The 17,013-nt window shown below is 60.1% G+C and carries 15 protein-coding genes; 3 read left to right on the forward strand and 12 right to left on the reverse strand.

Translation table 11 applies throughout. The annotated features are described in order from the left end of the window. Positions 1-76 precede the first annotated feature (76 nt). The 8 genes from ACCD00_RS11250 to pcaR all read right to left on the reverse strand — a co-directional run bounded on the left by ACCD00_RS11250 (position 77) and on the right by pcaR (position 8,330). Entirely contained in the window at positions 77-1,381 is a 1,305-nt protein-coding gene (locus ACCD00_RS11250) for an MFS family transporter (RefSeq protein ID WP_413424460.1), read from the reverse strand. Between the two features lie 203 nt (positions 1,382-1,584). Beyond that, positions 1,585-2,151 carry a protocatechuate 3,4-dioxygenase subunit alpha gene (pcaG, locus tag ACCD00_RS11255; RefSeq protein WP_057400792.1) on the reverse strand — a complete coding sequence of 189 codons (567 nt, stop codon included), beginning with the start codon at positions 2,149-2,151 and terminating at the stop codon, positions 1,585-1,587. A gap of 1 nt (position 2,152) precedes the next feature. Next, positions 2,153-2,857 carry a protocatechuate 3,4-dioxygenase subunit beta gene (gene pcaH, locus ACCD00_RS11260; RefSeq protein WP_108216752.1) on the reverse strand — a complete coding sequence of 235 codons (705 nt, stop codon included), beginning with the start codon at positions 2,855-2,857 and terminating at the stop codon, positions 2,153-2,155. Between the two features lie 37 nt (positions 2,858-2,894). Then, on the reverse strand, positions 2,895-4,100 hold the full coding sequence (pcaF, locus tag ACCD00_RS11265; protein ID WP_413424463.1) for a 3-oxoadipyl-CoA thiolase: 1,206 nt from the start codon (positions 4,098-4,100) through the stop codon (positions 2,895-2,897). Beyond that, on the reverse strand, positions 4,097-4,876 hold the full coding sequence (locus ACCD00_RS11270) for a CoA-transferase subunit beta (RefSeq protein WP_057400795.1): 780 nt from the start codon (positions 4,874-4,876) through the stop codon (positions 4,097-4,099). The genes pcaF and ACCD00_RS11270 overlap by 4 nt, the downstream gene beginning before the upstream one ends. Then, complete coding sequence (locus tag ACCD00_RS11275) at positions 4,876-5,733, reverse strand: CoA transferase subunit A (protein WP_008016482.1); 858 nt, start codon at positions 5,731-5,733, stop codon at positions 4,876-4,878. Before ACCD00_RS11275 ends, ACCD00_RS11270 begins: the two co-directional genes overlap by 1 nt. A 283-nt stretch (positions 5,734-6,016) precedes the next feature. Beyond that, complete coding sequence (locus tag ACCD00_RS11280; protein ID WP_413424465.1) at positions 6,017-7,363, reverse strand: MFS transporter; 1,347 nt, start codon at positions 7,361-7,363, stop codon at positions 6,017-6,019. 124 nt (positions 7,364-7,487) lie between these two features. Further along, the gene (gene pcaR / locus ACCD00_RS11285) at positions 7,488-8,330 is read right to left on the reverse strand and encodes a pca regulon transcriptional regulator PcaR (protein WP_008016479.1); all 843 of its coding nucleotides are present in this window, start codon (positions 8,328-8,330) and stop codon (positions 7,488-7,490) included. A gap of 689 nt (positions 8,331-9,019) precedes the next feature. On the opposite strand from pcaR, the gene ACCD00_RS11290 reads away from it, so the two are divergent. Continuing rightward, on the forward strand, positions 9,020-9,220 hold the full coding sequence (locus tag ACCD00_RS11290) for a hypothetical protein (protein ID WP_007986337.1): 201 nt from the start codon (positions 9,020-9,022) through the stop codon (positions 9,218-9,220). Positions 9,221-9,596: 376 nt separating this feature from the next. Beyond that, positions 9,597-11,072 carry an inorganic phosphate transporter gene (locus tag ACCD00_RS11295; protein WP_413424468.1) on the forward strand — a complete coding sequence of 492 codons (1,476 nt, stop codon included), beginning with the start codon at positions 9,597-9,599 and terminating at the stop codon, positions 11,070-11,072. A gap of 275 nt (positions 11,073-11,347) precedes the next feature. On the opposite strand, the gene ccoM is transcribed toward ACCD00_RS11295, so the two are convergent. The 3 genes from ccoM to ACCD00_RS11310 all read right to left on the reverse strand — a co-directional run bounded on the left by ccoM (position 11,348) and on the right by ACCD00_RS11310 (position 12,207). Next, complete coding sequence (gene ccoM / locus ACCD00_RS11300; RefSeq protein ID WP_008016477.1) at positions 11,348-11,458, reverse strand: cytochrome c oxidase subunit CcoM; 111 nt, start codon at positions 11,456-11,458, stop codon at positions 11,348-11,350. A 145-nt stretch (positions 11,459-11,603) separates the two neighbouring features. Further along, positions 11,604-11,765 carry a hypothetical protein gene (locus ACCD00_RS11305; protein WP_008016476.1) on the reverse strand — a complete coding sequence of 54 codons (162 nt, stop codon included), beginning with the start codon at positions 11,763-11,765 and terminating at the stop codon, positions 11,604-11,606. Between the two features lie 100 nt (positions 11,766-11,865). Beyond that, positions 11,866-12,207, reverse strand: coding sequence for an aspartate-semialdehyde dehydrogenase (locus ACCD00_RS11310; protein WP_413424471.1), 342 nt, complete (start codon positions 12,205-12,207; stop codon positions 11,866-11,868). Between the two features lie 217 nt (positions 12,208-12,424). Between ACCD00_RS11310 and rapA the strand changes: the two genes are divergently transcribed. Next, positions 12,425-15,271, forward strand: coding sequence for an RNA polymerase-associated protein RapA (rapA, locus tag ACCD00_RS11315; protein ID WP_413424473.1), 2,847 nt, complete (start codon positions 12,425-12,427; stop codon positions 15,269-15,271). 196 nt (positions 15,272-15,467) lie between these two features. Here rapA and ACCD00_RS11320 read toward each other — a convergent pair whose 3' ends face one another. Continuing rightward, positions 15,468-16,817 (reverse strand): spinster family MFS transporter, encoded by a 1,350-nt coding sequence (locus ACCD00_RS11320; protein ID WP_413424475.1) that lies wholly within the window; start codon positions 16,815-16,817, stop codon positions 15,468-15,470. Positions 16,818-17,013: the final 196 nt, after the last annotated feature.

The raw sequence follows: 17,013 nt of genomic DNA on the forward strand, positions 1-17,013 counted from the left end.
AAAAAATTTCTCCCCCGGGCCGCTGAAAAAAAAAAATTGCGGGGCGGGGGGGCCCCCCCCGCCCCCCGCGAAAAGATCAAAGATCGTGATGCAGGTACGCGGCTTGTTTCGGCAGGCGCAGGCTGAACAGGAACGCCACCGCCATCATCACCGTGACGTACCAGTAGAAGGAGTTTTCCATCCCCCCGGCCTTGAGGCTCAAGGCCACGTATTCCGCCGAACCGCCGAAGATCGCATTCGCCACCGCATACGCCAGGCCGACACCCAGTGCACGCACCTCTGGCGGGAACATCTCGGCTTTCACCAGGCCACTGATGGAGGTGTAGAAACTGACGATCGCCAGTGCCAGGGTAATCAATACAAAGGCCAGGAACGGGCTGCTGACACTTTTCAGGCTCAACAGGATCGGTACGGTGAACAGCGTGCCGAGGGCGCCGAACCAGAGCATCGAGTTACGCCGGCCGATCTTGTCGGCGAGCATGCCGAAAACCGGTTGCATACACATATAGAGGAACAGCGCGCCGGTCATGATGTAGCTGGCGGTCTTGGCCGGCATGCCGGCGGTGTTCACCAGGTACTTCTGCATGTACGTGGTGAAGGTGTAGAAAATCAGCGAACCACCGGCGGTGTAACCCAGTACGGTGATGAACGCGGCTTTATGGTCGCGGAACAGTGCGCTGATGCTGCCGGCGTCCTTGTTCTCGCGCATTTCCTTGCTGGTGGTTTCTTTCAGCGAACGACGCAGATAAAGCGACACGAGCGCCGCCATGGCCCCCACCACGAAGGGAATCCGCCAACCGTAGGCACGCAACTCGTCTTCACTGAGGAACTGTTGCAGGATCACTACGACCAATACCGCCAGCAGTTGCCCGCCAATCAGCGTCACGTACTGGAACGAAGCGAAGAAACCGCGCTGCCCCTTGAGGGCGACTTCACTCATGTAGGTGGCGGTGGTGCCGTACTCGCCACCTACCGACAGGCCCTGGAGCAAACGCGCAAACAGCAACAGGATCGGTGCCCAGATCCCGATGCTGCTATAGGTCGGCAGGCAAGCGATCAGCAACGAGCCGAAGCACATCATCAGAATCGAGATCAACATCGAATTCTTGCGCCCGTGCCTGTCTGCCAACCGACCGAAAATCCAGCCGCCAATCGGTCGCATCAGGAACCCGGCGGCAAACACGCCCGCGGTATTGACCAACTGCACCGTGGGGTTGTCGGAGGGGAAAAAGGCCGGCGCGAAATACAGCGCACTGAAGGCATAGACATAGAAGTCGAACCATTCGACCAGGTTGCCGGACGAGGCGCCGACAATGGCGAAGATCCGTTTTCTGCGCTCTTCGCCGGTATATAACGCGGGTGTAGCGGTTGGCGTTGTCATTGTTTTTCACTCAATGGGGACAGTGAGAGTCTAGACACACTTTGCAACAGCCCCGTTCCACAGATGGATCGGTAACGCGATCCCTTGTAGGAGCGAGCTTGCTCGCGATGGACGCGAGAGCGACACGGTCAATCCATCGATACGCGTAATTGTTGACGACCATCGCGAGCAAGCTCGCTCCTACAGGGATTTATGGTGTTCACTCAATAATCAAAGAACACCGTCTCGGCATCGGTACCCTGCAGAATCACATTCCACTGGTACACACCGCTTGCATCCTTCTTCGCCAGCAAAGTACCCCGACGCTCGGCCGGCACGCACTCCAGCAGCGGATCGTTCACATTCGCCGCTTCGCCATCGAAGTAAATCCGTGTCAGCAAGTGCTTCACCAGGCCACGGGCAAACACCAGCACCACCAGGTGCGGCGCCTGAGTCGTGCCTTTGAGTCCCTCGACAGTACCCGGCTTGATGGTGGTGAAACGAAAACGTCCTTCGGCATCCACCGGCACCCGACCAAAGCCTTCGAAGTTCGGGTCCAGGGGTTTGTCCTGGTCGTCTTCGGGGTGGTCATACTTGCCGGCGGCGTTGGCCTGCCAGACTTCCAGCATCGCGTCGTTGACGATGTCGCCATTGCCGTCGACCACTTGCCCGGTGATCGCCACGCGCTCGCCCAGGGTTTGTTCGACGGTCAGGTTTTCGCGGTTCAGCCAGGTCAGGCCGATGTGGTAGTACGGCCCGACGGTGTGGGACGTGGTCGCAGTCAGCGTCATCTTATTTCTCCATCGGCGTGGCATCGCGGCCGCGCAATACGATGTCCCAGCGATAACCGAGGGCATAGGAAGGGATGGTTTTTTCCAGATCGAACGTGGCGATCAAACGCTCTTTGGCGCTGGTATCGGGCACGCAGTTGTAGATCGGGTCGTACGCCAGCAGCGGGTCACCCGGGAAATACATCTGCGTCACCAGGCGCGTCAGAATACTCGGCCCGAACAGCGAGAAATGGATATGCGCCGGGCGCCACGCGTTGTGGTGGTTACCCCATGGATAAGCGCCAGGCTTGATGGTCTGGAACTGATACCAGCCATCGGCGTCGGTCACGGTGCGGCCGGTGCCAGTGAAATTCGGGTCCAGCGGTGCGTCGTGCAGGTCGCGAGCATGGGCGTAGCGGCCGGCGGCGTTGGCCTGCCAGATCTCTACCAGAATCCCCGGCACCGGTAGACCGTTTTCATCCAGGACACGGCCGTGAATGATGATGCGCTCACCCTGTGGCTGCCCCTCATGCTGAGCGGTCAGGTCGTTATCCTTCTCGTTGACGCGCTCGGCGCCGATGGTCGGTCCGGTGATTTCCGACAACGAATGGGGCAGAAACACCAACGGCTTGGACGGCGAGCGCAAGTTGGTGGATTGATAGGTCGGGTGCAGGTACTCCGGCTGAGTGCCCGCCTGCGGGCGACGGTATCCAGGCTTGTCAGTCATTACACTTTCCTCAGTTCTTGTTAGTCGACGGGACGTGTCAGACACGTTCGATCGCCAAGGCCAGACCCTGGCCGACGCCGACGCACATGGTCGCCAGACCTTTCTTGCCCCCGGTTTTTTCCAGCTGATGCAACGCGGTCAACACCAGTCGCGCGCCGCTCATGCCCAACGGATGACCCAAGGCAATCGCACCACCGTTCGGATTGACCTGGGCCGCGTCGTCCGCGATCCCCAGTTCACGCAACACCGCCAAGCCCTGGCTGGCGAACGCTTCGTTGAGTTCGATGACGTCGAAATCGCTGACCGCCACACCGAGGCGTTCGGTCAGTTTGCGCACCGCCGGCACTGGGCCGATGCCCATCACCCGAGGGGCGACACCGGCACTGGCCATGCCCAGCACTTTGGCGCGGGCGGTCAGGCCGTGTTTCTTCACGGCTTCGGCCGAGGCCAGGATCAGCGCCGCTGCGCCATCGTTCACTCCGGAGGCATTGCCGGCGGTGACGGTTTTGTCGGGGCCGTTGACCGGTTTGAGTCTGGTCAGGGCTTCCAGGGTGGTGTCGGCGCGAGGATGCTCGTCCTGACTGACCACGGTTTCACCCTTCTTGTGGGCAATCCGTACTTCGACAATTTCTTCGGCGAAGAACCCGGCGGATTGCGCGGCGGCGGTGCGTTGTTGACTGCGCAAGGCAAAGGCGTCCTGATCTTCACGGGACACTTTGTAGTCGTCGGCCACGTTGTCAGCGGTCTGCGGCATCGCGTCCACGCCGTACTGCGCTTTCATCAGCGGGTTGATGAAGCGCCAGCCGATGGTGGTGTCTTCGAGCTTCATGTTGCGCGAAAACGCTGCGTCGGCCTTGCCCATCACGAACGGCGCACGGGACATCGACTCGACGCCGCCGGCAATCGCCAGCTCCATCTCGCCACTGGCGATTGCGCGGAACGCGGTACCGATGGCATCCATGCCCGAAGCGCAGAGACGATTGAGGGTCACGCCGGGAATGGTTTCCGGCAACCCCGCCAACAACAGCGCCATGCGCGCGACGTTACGGTTGTCTTCACCGGCCTGGTTGGCGCAGCCGAGGAACACCTCGTCCACCGCGTTCCAGTCCACCGATGGGTTGCGCTCGATCAAGGCCTTGATCGGCACGGCGGCCAGGTCGTCGGCACGCACCGTCGACAGGCCACCGCCGAAACGGCCGATGGGGGTACGAATCGCGTCGCAGATATAAACGTCACGCATCACGCTTCTCCCGGGGCTTGGCCGTGTGCCGCAGCGGTACGGGCTTCGAGATCACGCAGCGCGGTCAGTTCGACCTCGGTCGGCTCGGCGGTTTGCTCAACGTTGTCGGCAAAACGGATTGCCCAACCGGTGGCGGCGACCACTTGCTCGCGGGTCACGCCCGGGTGCAGCGCGGTGACCACGAATTCGTGGGTACCCTCCTCCGGCTCCATGATGCACAAGTCGGTGATGATCCCGACCGGGCCGGCGCCCGGCAGGCCGAGACGCTTGCGCGAATCGCCGCCTTCGCCGTGGCCGACCGAGGTAATGAAGTCGAGTTTATCGACGAACGAACGCGCCGACTGCTTGAGGATGATCAACACGCTCTTGGCGGAACCGGCGATCTCCGGCGCGCCACCGGCGCCTGGCAGGCGCACTTTCGGCGCGTGATAATCGCCGACCACGGTGGTGTTGATGTTGCCGAAACGGTCGACCTGCGCCGCGCCGAGGAAACCGACGTCGATGCGTCCGCCCTGCAGCCAGTAACGGAAAATCTCGCCAGTCGGTACCACGGTGTCGGCGGTTTCCGCCAACTCACCGTCACCGATCGACAATGGCAGTACGCTTGGTTTGGCACCGATCGGACCCGATTCATAGATCAGTACTACATCAGGAGAGGATGTCAGGCGCGCCAGGTTGGCCGCTTTCGACGGCAGGCCGATACCGACGAAGCACACCGAACCATTCTTCAAACGGCGAGCGGCGGCGACAGTCATCATTTCATTGGTGGTGTAAGTCATTACTTCGCCTCCGAAGCGGCGGCCAGTTTGGCCTGGAACTCGCTGAAGTCAGCGCTGCCGTGGATGTATTCGTTGATCCACGCGGTGAAGGTTTCACGATCGCGGGCAATCGGGTCCCAGGCCTGGTAGAAACGGTTGTCGCGTTCGGTGTAACCGTGGGCGTAGGACGGGTGCGCGCCGCCAGGTACGTGGCAAACCGCGCTCAAGGCCCAGGTGGGCAGCACACAGGCGTTCATCGGCGCATTGAGGTCGTCGACGATCTCTTCAACGGTGACGATGCAGCGCTTGGCGGCCAGTGCGGCCTCTTTCTGCACGCCGAGGATGCCCCAGAGCAGCACGTTGCCCTTGCGGTCGGCTTTCTGCGCGTGAATCACGGTAATGTCCGGGCGCACCGAAGGCACGGCGGCCAGTACTTCACCAGTGAACGGGCAAGTCACCGACTTGATCAGCGGGTTGACCTTCGGCAAGTCGGAACCGGCGTAGGCACGCAGGACCGCGAACGGCAGGCCGGAAGCGCCGGCGACGTAGGCATTGGCCAGGTCGGCATGGCTGTGTTCTTCGATCTCCAGCGCATGCGGCCACTGTTTCTCCACCGCGTCACGCAGGCGATGCAGGGAGCCGACACCCGGGTTGCCGCCCCAGGAGAAAATCAGCTTGCGGGCACAACCAGCACCGATCAACTGGTCGTAGATCAAGTCAGGGGTCATCCGCACCAGGGTCAGGTCTTTCTTGCCCTGGCGAATGATTTCGTGACCCGCCGCCGTCGGGATCAGGTGGGTAAAGCCTTCGAGCGCGACCGTATCGCCGTCGTTTACGAATTGCTTCACCGCGTCGTGCAGCGAAAGGATTTCAGCCATTGGGGCAGGCTCCCGTTTATTGTTAACCGACAGTGGAAGAAGGCGCCGATGCGCAGCGCCGGAATGACTGAAGGTTAAGCTTCTGAAAAAGGCCAAACAATCCGATAATCGACTGAGCGTTCGATTATCGAACACATTGTTGTCTGGCTACCTATCCCCAAAAAGCTTCGTCGGATCGCCGCCCGGAGCAAGCCCGCTCCCACAAGGATCACACTTATCCCTGTGGGAGCGGGCTTGCTCGCGAAGAGGCCTTCAAATACACACGAGATTCCGGATCAGGCTGTCAGGTCGCATCCGCATGACTGACCATGCCCTTGATCACCACCGCCGTGGTCGCCAGCGCCGCCGGAATCACCAGCGCCGTCAGCACTTGCTCGAAGTTCCAGCCCAGCCCCAGCAGCGTCGCGCCCATCCACGCCCCGAGGATGGCGCCGAAGCGACCGATCCCGAGCATCCACGACACCCCGGTGGCCCGCCCCTGAGTCGGATAAAAACGCGCAGCCAGCGACGGCATTGCCGATTGCGCTCCGTTGACACACATCCCGGCCACCAGCACCAGCGTTGCCAGCAGCGCGATGTCGCCCAGGCTCTGCCCTACCGCGTAGGCAAACACCCCGGCCAGCAGGTAGAACGTGCCAATGACCTTGTGCGGATTGAACCGGTCCATCGCCCAGCCCACACCCACCGCACTCAACACGCCACCGAACTGGAACAGCGCACCGATGAAGGCGGCCTGCTCCATGCTTGCGCCACTGTCACGCATGAGCGTCGGCAGCCAACTGGTCAGCAGGTAAACGATCACCAGGCCCATGAAGTAGGTCAGCCACAACAGCAAGGTGCCGACGCTGTAGGTGCCGGAGAAGATCACCGCGAACACATTGCGCGCCTTCACGGTTTTCTGTTCCGGCACGCTGAAACTGGATGCCTGGGCCACCACTGTCGGGTCAATCGGCGCCAGTGCCTTGCGCACTTTGTCCGTACCGCGGTTACGCACTACCAGGTAACGCGCCGACTCCGGCAGCCAAAGCAGCAAAACGACGGCGAGGATCAGCGGCAGAACTCCGCCGATCAGCAGCAGGCTGTGCCAGCCAAAGGCCGGAATGAGCTTGGCCGAGATAAATCCGCCGCCGGCCATGCCGAGGTTGAAACCGCAGAACATGCTGGTCACCAACAGGGACTTCTTGCGCTCCGGGGTGTATTCCGACAGCAGGGTCGTGGCATTCGGCATGCCTGCGCCCAAACCCAGGCCGGTCAGGAAGCGCAATACCAGCAACTGATCGACATTGCTGCTGTAGGCCGAGGCCAGGCTGAAGGCGCCGAATAGAAACACCGCCCCAACCAGTACGACTTTTCGCCCGAAGCGGTCAGCCAAAGGACCGGAGCCCAGTGCACCGAAGACCATGCCGATCAAGGCTGCGCTCATTACCGGGCCAAGGCTGGCACGATCGATCCCCCAATCCTGAGACAGCGCCGGCGCGATGAAGCCCATGGCCGCGGTATCGAGGCCGTCGAGAAAGACAATCAGAAAACACAGGATCACCACCCGCCACTGGTAGCGCGAAATGGGTTGAGCGTTGATGAAGGACTGCACGTCGAGGCAGTTACCTACAGCAGACTGAGGCTGGTTCATTATTTTTATTCCGTGGATCACAGTCGAAAAGGGGCCAGCCGGGGCTGACGCAGTCGCGACAGTAATGATCCACAGGAAACAGCGTCAATTCGCTGAACGCGACTCTGTGCGTTTATCGAACAGCTTAGGAGAACAACTGGGTACTCAGGTCGCGACTGGCACTCAGCAGGCCGGGCAGAAAACGCTGTTCCAGTTCATTGCGGCTGACTCGCCCGGCGTGGGTGCTGACATTGAGGGCCGCGACCACCTGGCCAGAGGCGTCATACACCGGGACGGCAATCGAACGCAGCCCTTGCTCGAGCTCCTGGTCGACGATGCACCAGCCTTGCTGCCGCACCTCTTGCAGGCATTCGAGCAGTGCCTCGGGGGTGTGAATCGTACGGCTGGTCTTGGCCTGCAATTCAGCGTGATCGAGGTATTCGCCCAGCGAAGTGTCATCCAGCGCGGCCAGCAGAATCCGCCCCATCGACGTGCAATAGGCCGGCAAGCGCCCGCCCACCGACAGGTCCACCGAAATCAGGCGTTGGGTGGTCGCAGAGCGGGCGATGTACAGAATGTCATCACCTTCCAGCGTGGCCATGTTGCAGGCCTCGTGCAGTTGCTCGCTCATGCGGTCCAGGTAAGGCTGGGCGGAAACCGCCAGCGGCGTCGATGACACATAGGCATGGCCGAGGGTCAGCACTTTGGGCAGCAACGAATAGGTGCGGCCGTCGGTGGTGGCGTAGCCGAGTTTGATCAAGGTGTGTAGGCAACGTCGCACGGCGGCGCGGGGAATTTCCGTGCGGTGACTGATCTGGGCGATGGTCAGGTGCCGTTTGCGCTCCTGAAACGCTTGCACCACGGCCAGGCCACGGGCAAGGGACGTCATGAAGTCCGGGTCGCCGGTCAGCGCCTGGATCCGTTTGGCCGGTGAGGCAACGATGGGGGGAGCCACTGAAGCGAAGGAATTGCGCATTTGATCGTTCATACAAGGTCCTTTTACCCACTCGGATCAGCGACTATTACAAAGGGCTACCGCCTGGCACTCAAGCCCGGCCCGCCATCTCCGGGCGATTATCGAACGCTCGACCGATAATCGCAATCCACCCTGTCAATCACCCGATCCGCTGATACCCGGTTTTCCGCTGACTCACGAACCGCTGTTTACATCGACTTGACACAGGACTTAATGAAGCAATCCAAATACCGAAACTTGTTCGGCTTAACGGCGTCAGAAAGGCATCTCGGCGATGTGGTATCAGTCGACGTTCCAGTTAATCGCAAGTTTTGAGCAACAAAACGGTCACACACCAAGATTCACTTTTAACTCTTTGGAGATAGTGTTCTTCAAATCGGCCGCTATAATACAATTCAGTAGCACTTCGGTTTTTTACTTGCCGAACCCGCTGCCCGGCAATGCGATGTTCCATCGCCGTTGCCCGTAGCAAGCGCCAGATACGCATTGCACAGCCTTGCCATTGCGCTTGCTGAAACAGGAGACTGAAGCTACGTCAGCTATTTATCTCTGGTGTCGTAGCCGCCTGTGACATGGAAGTATTGATCACGCCGTTGCCAAAACGATGCCTTGAGGGGCATTGCCCATTCGATGAACGTGATCAGTCGATTTGATACAGCGCGTTTTCACCAGAATTTATCCAAACTCAATCAGGTAGCACTGTGACGAAAGACGAACTGCGCGCGGAACTAGAGCGCCAGGAACAACGTTACAAGGAAGTTTACGGCGGAGAAGTCACCACTTACGCCGCTCAACCCGAACCGGAACGCAAACCCTGGCGTAAACGCGCCACCGTTCAGGATCAGGTTTTCCAGCAAGAACTTCAAAAAATGGAAAAGGAACTCAAAGCCGAAGAGCCGTGACTGCTTTGGCCTGATCCTTACAAGGGCCTGCCTCTGCACCTGTTAAAAGCGGGATGTATTGATGTTGCCTTTCGCGCCCGCTACAAGCGGGCAGCGGCCATCACCATCGTAGAATCAGGCGGATTTCTGATATCTGACCTATTTCTCAGATTTTTCGTACAACCATTCAAGCCCCTCTTCCCGGGTCGTGAAGGTTTTGTTACGGCGTATTTTTTCAACGAAATCAACCACTTAAAAAACACAGCAAAACCCTGGGGTTTTAGGTGCTGCGGCAAAAAAATTCGTTGAAGAATGTTACCGATGAGCAGCTAGTGCATTGATTAGCAGTCTTTTCTGGCATAATCGCGCCCCCTTATGACCGGGTCAGAAAACCTTCATGATCGATTTATTCAGCGGACTGGATGCTTGGGTGCTTGTGAGCCTCTTGCTCGCCCTGGCCTTTGTCCTCGCCTTCGAGTTCATCAACGGCTTTCATGACACCGCTAACGCGGTGGCCACCGTTATCTACACCAAAGCCATGCCGCCTCACCTGGCGGTGTTTTTCTCCGGTGTGTTCAACTTCCTCGGCGTGCTGCTGGGCGGGGTCGGCGTGGCGTATGCCATCGTCCACCTGCTGCCGGTAGAACTGCTGATCAATGTGAACACCGGCCATGGCCTGGCGATGGTGTTCTCGTTGCTCGCCGCAGCCATCACCTGGAACCTGGGCACCTGGTACTTCGGTATCCCCGCCTCCAGCTCCCACACGCTGATCGGTTCGATCCTCGGCGTGGGCCTGGCCAACGCCCTGATCAACGAAATTCCGTTGGCCGACGGGGTGAACTGGCAAAAGGCGATCGATATCGGCATGTCGCTGGTGTTCTCGCCAATGGCCGGCTTCCTGATCGCCGCGCTGATCCTGATCGGTCTTAAATGGTGGCGTCCGCTGTCGAAGATGCACAAGACGCCGGAACAGCGCCGCAAGATCGACGACAAAAAACACCCGCCGTTCTGGAATCGCCTGGTACTGGTGATCTCGGCCATGGCCGTGAGCTTCGTACACGGTTCCAACGATGGCCAGAAAGGTATCGGCCTGATCATGCTGGTCCTGATCGGTATCGTGCCGGCGCAGTTCGTCCTCGACCTGAACAGCACGACCTATCAGATCGAGCGGACTCGCGACGCGACCCTGCACCTGAGCCAGTTCTACCAGCGCAATTCCGAAACCCTGGGCGAGTTCCTGGCCCTGGGCAAGAGCCTGGACGGCGACCTGCCGGAGAAATTCCGTTGCAACCCGCAACAGACCGAACCGACCATTACCGCCCTGCTCGACACCCTCAAGGGTGTAGCCGACTACCATTCGCTGTCGGCGGAAAGCCGCATCGAAGTACGTCGTTACCTGCTCTGCCTGGACGACACCGCGAAGAAAGTCAGCAAGTTGCCAACTCTCGGGGCGCGTGAAAAGGCTGACCTGGACAAGCTGCGCAAAGACCTGACCACTACTACCGAATACGCCCCGTTCTGGGTGATTCTGGCGGTAGCACTGGCCTTGGGCCTGGGCACCATGGTCGGTTGGAAACGCGTGGTACTGACCATTGGCGAAAAGATCGGCAAGCAAGGCATGACTTACTCCCAGGGCATGTCGGCGCAGATCACCACCGCCAGCCTGATCGGCATGGCGAACATCTTCAGCCTGCCGGTTTCCACCACCCACGTGCTGTCCTCCGGCGTAGCGGGCACCATGGTCGCCAACAAAAGCGGCCTGCAAGGCGGCACCGTCAGAACCATCCTGCTGGCCTGGGTGTTGACCCTGCCAGCCACCGTGGCCCTGTCGGCCGGGTTGTTCTGGCTGGCCTCGAAGGCACTGGGTAGCTGATACAGCCGCATCGAAAAAGGCGCGCTCCGCAAGGACCGCGCCTTTTTTATATCCGCCAATCACAAAAAATCACTGTAGGAGCGAGCTCTGCTCGCGATGGACGCCAACGATGACGCGGGCTGCCTGAATGTACGCGTTGTCCTTGCAGTCATCCCGAGCAGAGCTCGCTCCTACAGGGTTACGTGTTTACCGATAGTTTTTCGCAGGCAAAAAAAAGGGCAACCGAAGTTGCCCAAAATGCCTTGCGTGCTCATTACATCCAGAAAGACCTGCGGTTACTTCCGCTTATGCGAATCCTTCCAGATAAAAAATCCGAATCCTGCAAAAAAAACCAACATGAGGCTGACAGTCAGCACCCCGGCGATCACCACGTTGTCGAAAAACATGACGCGTCTCCTGAACTTGCCCTGTTGCGATGGGGCTAAGTTAACCAAACGGGCAGGACAGAATATTGACCGGGATCAATGTCGCCCGAGACCGGGCAAGAGGAAGGGAAAAGTTTGACCCGCATCAATGAATGCGGGGTGGGGATCAGCGTTTTTTCGGTTTGTTTTTCGGCTTTTTTTTGGCCTTGCCCAATGGCATGGCTTGCTCGAACGCCTGGCGAACTTCATTGAGCCGCTTGTCATTGAGGTCATGAACACGCTTGGCGCGTTCAGCATTGAGGTCAATCAGTTTGTCGTCTTGGCTCATGGCGGTCAGTGCATCGCTTGAAATGAGTTTCAGCCGCCGTAGCGTTCGGCAACCCTGCCGCCAATAATGCGGCCTGACGGCCGCGCTGACCAGCCTGCACTCAAATCTCGATATCGACCCACAGTCCCTGCCGCGGCTGATCTTCCATCAGCGGTGCGACCGGTACGGTGTTGTCGGCATTGAGTTCATCGCCGGGAATCGCCAGGTGAGCCTCGGGGTCATTATCGGCTTCACGACGGCGCCGCTCCTGCTCCTGCCTGCGGCGCTGCTCCTCGCGCAGCACTGCCCCGTCCTCTTCAGGATTGCGCTTTTGCAGGTCAATGGTGCTTTCACTGGAGCTTTCCTGCACCGACACCACCGGTGGAATATCCGGACGCTGGCGGATCGGGTCGGTTTGTGAAGTGATCGGCACGGCACTCAGGGGGAGCATCGGTGGCAGCATGATTTTCGGTCTCCTGTCAGCAGGCTGTCGGCTGCGGGGATGGCGACTTGAGCCATCGGTCGCAAACTGTGACCCAATTGGCACTCATTAGTGCACCGAGCGGCGCGTCATGCATACGTGGGCTAACGTAAGACTGTGAGTTTTTCTGAGAGTCCTTTGGCCCTGAAGCCCTCATTCCGTTAAGATAGCCCGCTTTTTCAGGTGGGAGTCAGGCAGCATGGCGCAGCAGTATCAACCGGGGCAACGCTGGATCAGTGACAGCGAAGCCGAGCTGGGATTAGGCACCGTTCTGGCACAGGACGGCCGCTTGTTGACCGTGCTCTACCCGGCCACTGGCGACACTCGCCAGTACGCGCTACGGAATGCGCCTCTTACCCGCGTGCGCTTTTCGCCGGGTGACACCATCACTCACTTCGAAGGCTGGAAACTGACCGTCCGCGAAGTCGACGACATTGATGGCCTGCTGGTTTACCACGGCCTCAACGGGCAGAGCGAAGTGGTCACTCTGCCGGAAACCCAACTGTCGAACTTCATCCAGTTCCGCCTGGCCAGTGACCGTCTGTTCGCCGGCCAGATCGACCCGTTGGCCTGGTTCTCCCTGCGTTATCACACCCTGGAACATACCAGCCGCCAGTTGCAGTCCTCCCTTTGGGGCTTGGGCGGCGTGCGTGCGCAACCGATCGCGCACCAGTTGCACATTGCCCGCGAAGTCGCCGACCGAATCGCGCCACGGGTTCTGCTGGCCGACGAAGTGGGCCTGGGCAAAACCATCGAAGCCGGCCTGGTGATCCATCGCCAATTGCTCTCGGGCCGCGCCAGCCGTGTGCTGATCCTGGTTCCGGAGAACCTGCAGCACCAGTGGCTGGTAGAGATGCGCCGTCGCTTCAACCTGCAGGTTGCACTGTTCGACGAAGAGCGCTTCATCGAAAGCGATGCCAGCAACCCGTTCGAAGACACCCAACTCGCGCTGGTCGCCCTTGAGTGGCTGGTGGACGACGAGAAAGCCCAGGACGCGCTGTTCGCGGCAGGCTGGGACTTGCTGGTGGTCGACGAGGCTCACCACCTGGTGTGGCACGAAGATCAGGTCAGCCCTGAATACTCGCTGGTCGAGCAACTCGCCGAAACCATTCCTGGCGTGCTGCTGTTGACCGCCACCCCGGAACAACTGGGCCAGGACAGTCACTTCGCTCGTCTGCGCCTGCTCGACCCGAACCGTTTCCACGACCTGCAAGCCTTCCGCGCCGAAAGCGAAAACTATCGCCCGGTGGCTGAAGCCGTTCAGGAGTTGCTGGACAAGGGGCGTCTTTCGCCGCAAGCACACGAGACCATCCACGGTTTCCTCGGCAACGAAGGCGAAGCCCTGTTGGCCGCCGTCAACGATGGCGACACCGAAGCCAGCGCCCGCCTCGTGCGCGAATTGCTCGACCGTCACGGCACCGGCCGCGTGCTGTTCCGTAACACCCGCGCCGCCGTGCAGGGTTTCCCGGAGCGCAAGCTGCACCCGTACCCGCTGCCATGCCCGGACGAATACCTCGAACTACCGTTGGGCGATCACGCCGAGCTGTACCCGGAAGTCAGCTTCCAGGCCCAACCGGATGCCAGCGAAGAAGAACGCTGGTGGAAATTCGACCCGCGTGTCGAATGGCTGATCGATCAGCTGAAGATGCTCAAGCGCACCAAAGTGCTGGTGATCTGCGCGCACGCCGAAACCGCCATGGACCTGGAAGACGCCCTGCGCGTGCGTTCCGGCATCCCGGCCACGGTGTTCCACGAAGGCATGAACATCCTCGAGCGTGACCGCGCCGCCGCCTACTTCGCCGACGAAGAGTTTGGCGCGCAAGTGCTGATCTGTTCGGAAATCGGCAGTGAAGGCCGCAACTTCCAGTTCTCCCATCACCTGGTGCTGTTCGACCTGCCGTCCCACCCGGACCTGCTGGAACAACGTATCGGTCGACTGGACCGGATCGGCCAGAAACACGTCATCGAACTGCATGTGCCGTACCTGGAAACCAGCCCGCAAGAACGTCTGTTCCAGTGGTACCACGAAGCTCTGAACGCCTTCCTCAACACCTGCCCGACCGGCAACGCCTTGCAGCACCAGTACGGCCCGCGCCTGCTGCCGCTGCTCGAAGAAGCCGACGATGTCGAATGGCAAGCGCTGATCGACGAAGCCCGCACCGAGCGTGAGCGCCTGGAAGCCGAGTTGCACACCGGCCGCGACCGTTTGCTGGAGCTGAACTCCGGTGGCGCGGGCGAAGGCGATGCACTGGTGGAAGATATCCTTGAGCAGGACGATCAATTCGCGCTGCCGATCTACATGGAAACACTGTTTGACGCCTTTGGCATCGACAGCGAAGACCATTCGGAAAACGCACTGATCCTCAAGCCGAGCGAAAAAATGCTCGACGCCAGCTTCCCGCTGGGCGACGACGAAGGCGTGACCATCACTTACGACCGTAACCAGGCGCTGTCTCGCGAAGACATGCAGTTCATCACCTGGGAGCACCCGATGGTTCAGGGCGGCATGGATCTGGTGCTGTCCGGCTCCATGGGCAACACCGCCGTGGCACTGATCAAGAACAAGGCACTCAAGCCGGGCACCGTGTTGCTGGAACTGTTGTATGTCAGCGAAGTGGTCGCCCCGCGCTCGCTGCAACTGGGCCGCTACCTGCCGCCGGCCGCCCTGCGCTGCCTGCTCGATCCCAATGGCAACGACCTGTCGGCCCGCGTCTCGTTCGAAACCCTGAACGATCAACTCGAAAGCGTGCCGCGTGCCAGCGCCAACAAGTTCATCCAGGCCCAGCGCGACCAGCTGACGCCACGGATCAATGCCGGCGAAGCGAAGATCCTGCCTCGCCACACTGAGCGTGTCGCCGAAGCGCAGCGTCGCCTGGCAGCCGATACCGAAGAAGAACTGGCGCGCCTGACCGCGTTGCAAGCGGTCAACCCGACCGTGCGCGACAGCGAACTGGTTGCCCTGCGCAAACAACGCGAGCAAGGCCTGGCCATGCTCGACAAGGCTGCGCTGCGACTGGAAGCGATTCGGGTGTTGGTGGCGGGTTAAGTCCCCTACTCCACCTTGCTGAAAAAAAGGCCCGCAGTGATGCGGGCCTTTTTATTCATTTGAACTTTGTAGCGCTGGTGATGGCCTCTTCGCGGGCAAGCCCGCTCCCACAGTGTCCGCGTCGTACACAGAATCTGTGAACACCACAGAACCTATGGGAGCGGGCTTGCTCCGGGCGGCGTTCCGACGAAAGCGATCAGGCAGTCACCACTGAACCTTCAGGCTCAACCACCGCCACCAACCCCGCCTTCATCCGCTTGGCATCGCGCACAAAACACCGCGAAGCCATGAACAGAAACACCACGGTGAAAAACAGCGCCACCGGAATCAGGTACATCGCATCGTGCAGGCCGACCGCCTTGAAGGCTTCGGTCATCTGCGCGGCACCGTCCGCCAGCATCGCCGAGTGGGCAAAGTGATCTGACAAGGCGCCGACCACCACCGGCCCCAAGCCACCGCCCAACAGGTACAACCCGGCAAAGAACAACGCCATTGCCGTCGCCCGCAAACGCGGCTCCACCACATCCTGTATCGCCGTGTACACGCAGGTGTAGAAGTTGTAGGCGAACAGCCAGCCGACGCTGAATACGGCGACAAACACCCCAATCTCGATGCGCCCGGAATGCAGCGCCCACGCGGTGCAGACCGTCGAAATCATCAGGCTGAACGCCGCAAACAACAGCCGCCCATTGGCAATCCGCTGGTGAATCTTGTCTGCGATCCAGCCACCGAGGGTCAGGCCGAACAACCCGGTCACGCCGACAATGACTCCGGTGGCGACCGCGGCCTCCTGCAACGGCATGAGGAAATACCGTTGCAGCATCGGCACCAGAAACGAGTTGCAGGCATAGGTGGCGAAGTTGAAACACAGGCCGGCCATCACCAGCCACAGGAATGTCGGCACAGCCAATACCCGACGGATCGGCCGATCGATCTTTTCCTGCGATACCTGAACACTCTCGGCGGCGCCGCGTTTCGGTTCCTTGATGAAAAACATGAAGATCGCGAGGATCAGCCCGGGCACCGCCGCGATAAAGAACGGCGCGCGCCAGCTATCGAACGCCTTGACCATTGCGCCGATGGTGAAGAACGCCAGCAACAGCCCCAACGGCAACCCGAGCATGAAGATGCCCATGGCCCGCGCCCGGCGGTGCGCCGGAAACAAGTCGCCGATCAGTGAGTTGGCGGCTGGCGCGTAACTGGCCTCGCCGATGCCGATGCCCATGCGCACGATCAGGAAGCTCCAGAAGCTGCCCACCATACCGTTGACGGCGGTCAACCCGCTCCACACCGCCAGCCCCCAGCCCATCAGCTTGCTGCGCGAACCGGTATCGGCCATGCGCCCCAACGGCAAGCCGGCAATGGCGTAGACGATGGTGAAAGCCGTACCGATGATCCCCAACTGGAAATCACTGAGGTGCCATTCCATGCGAATGGGCTCGATGATGATGGCCGGGATGGTACGGTCGAAAAAATTGAACAGGTTGGCCAGGAACAACAGGAACAGGATGCGCCAGGCATTGGCCGCTTGGGTCGAGTTCTGCATGGGTCCGTCTCTTTTATTGTTTTTGGGGCGTCACTGCCCCCGGACTTTGCAATCTAGACAGGCCGGCCACACCTGTCTTTCATTATTCGCCAGGCTGATACCAACCCATGGAACGCAACCTGTAGGAGCTTTCGCAGGATGGGTATTTCGCAGTCCGTCCGCTCGTTGAAAAATACCTTTCCACCCCCCTTCCCAA

This window comes from Pseudomonas sp. Pseusp3 (assembly GCF_047304225.1).
Lineage (GTDB): Bacteria > Pseudomonadota > Gammaproteobacteria > Pseudomonadales > Pseudomonadaceae > Aquipseudomonas > Aquipseudomonas fluorescens_CD.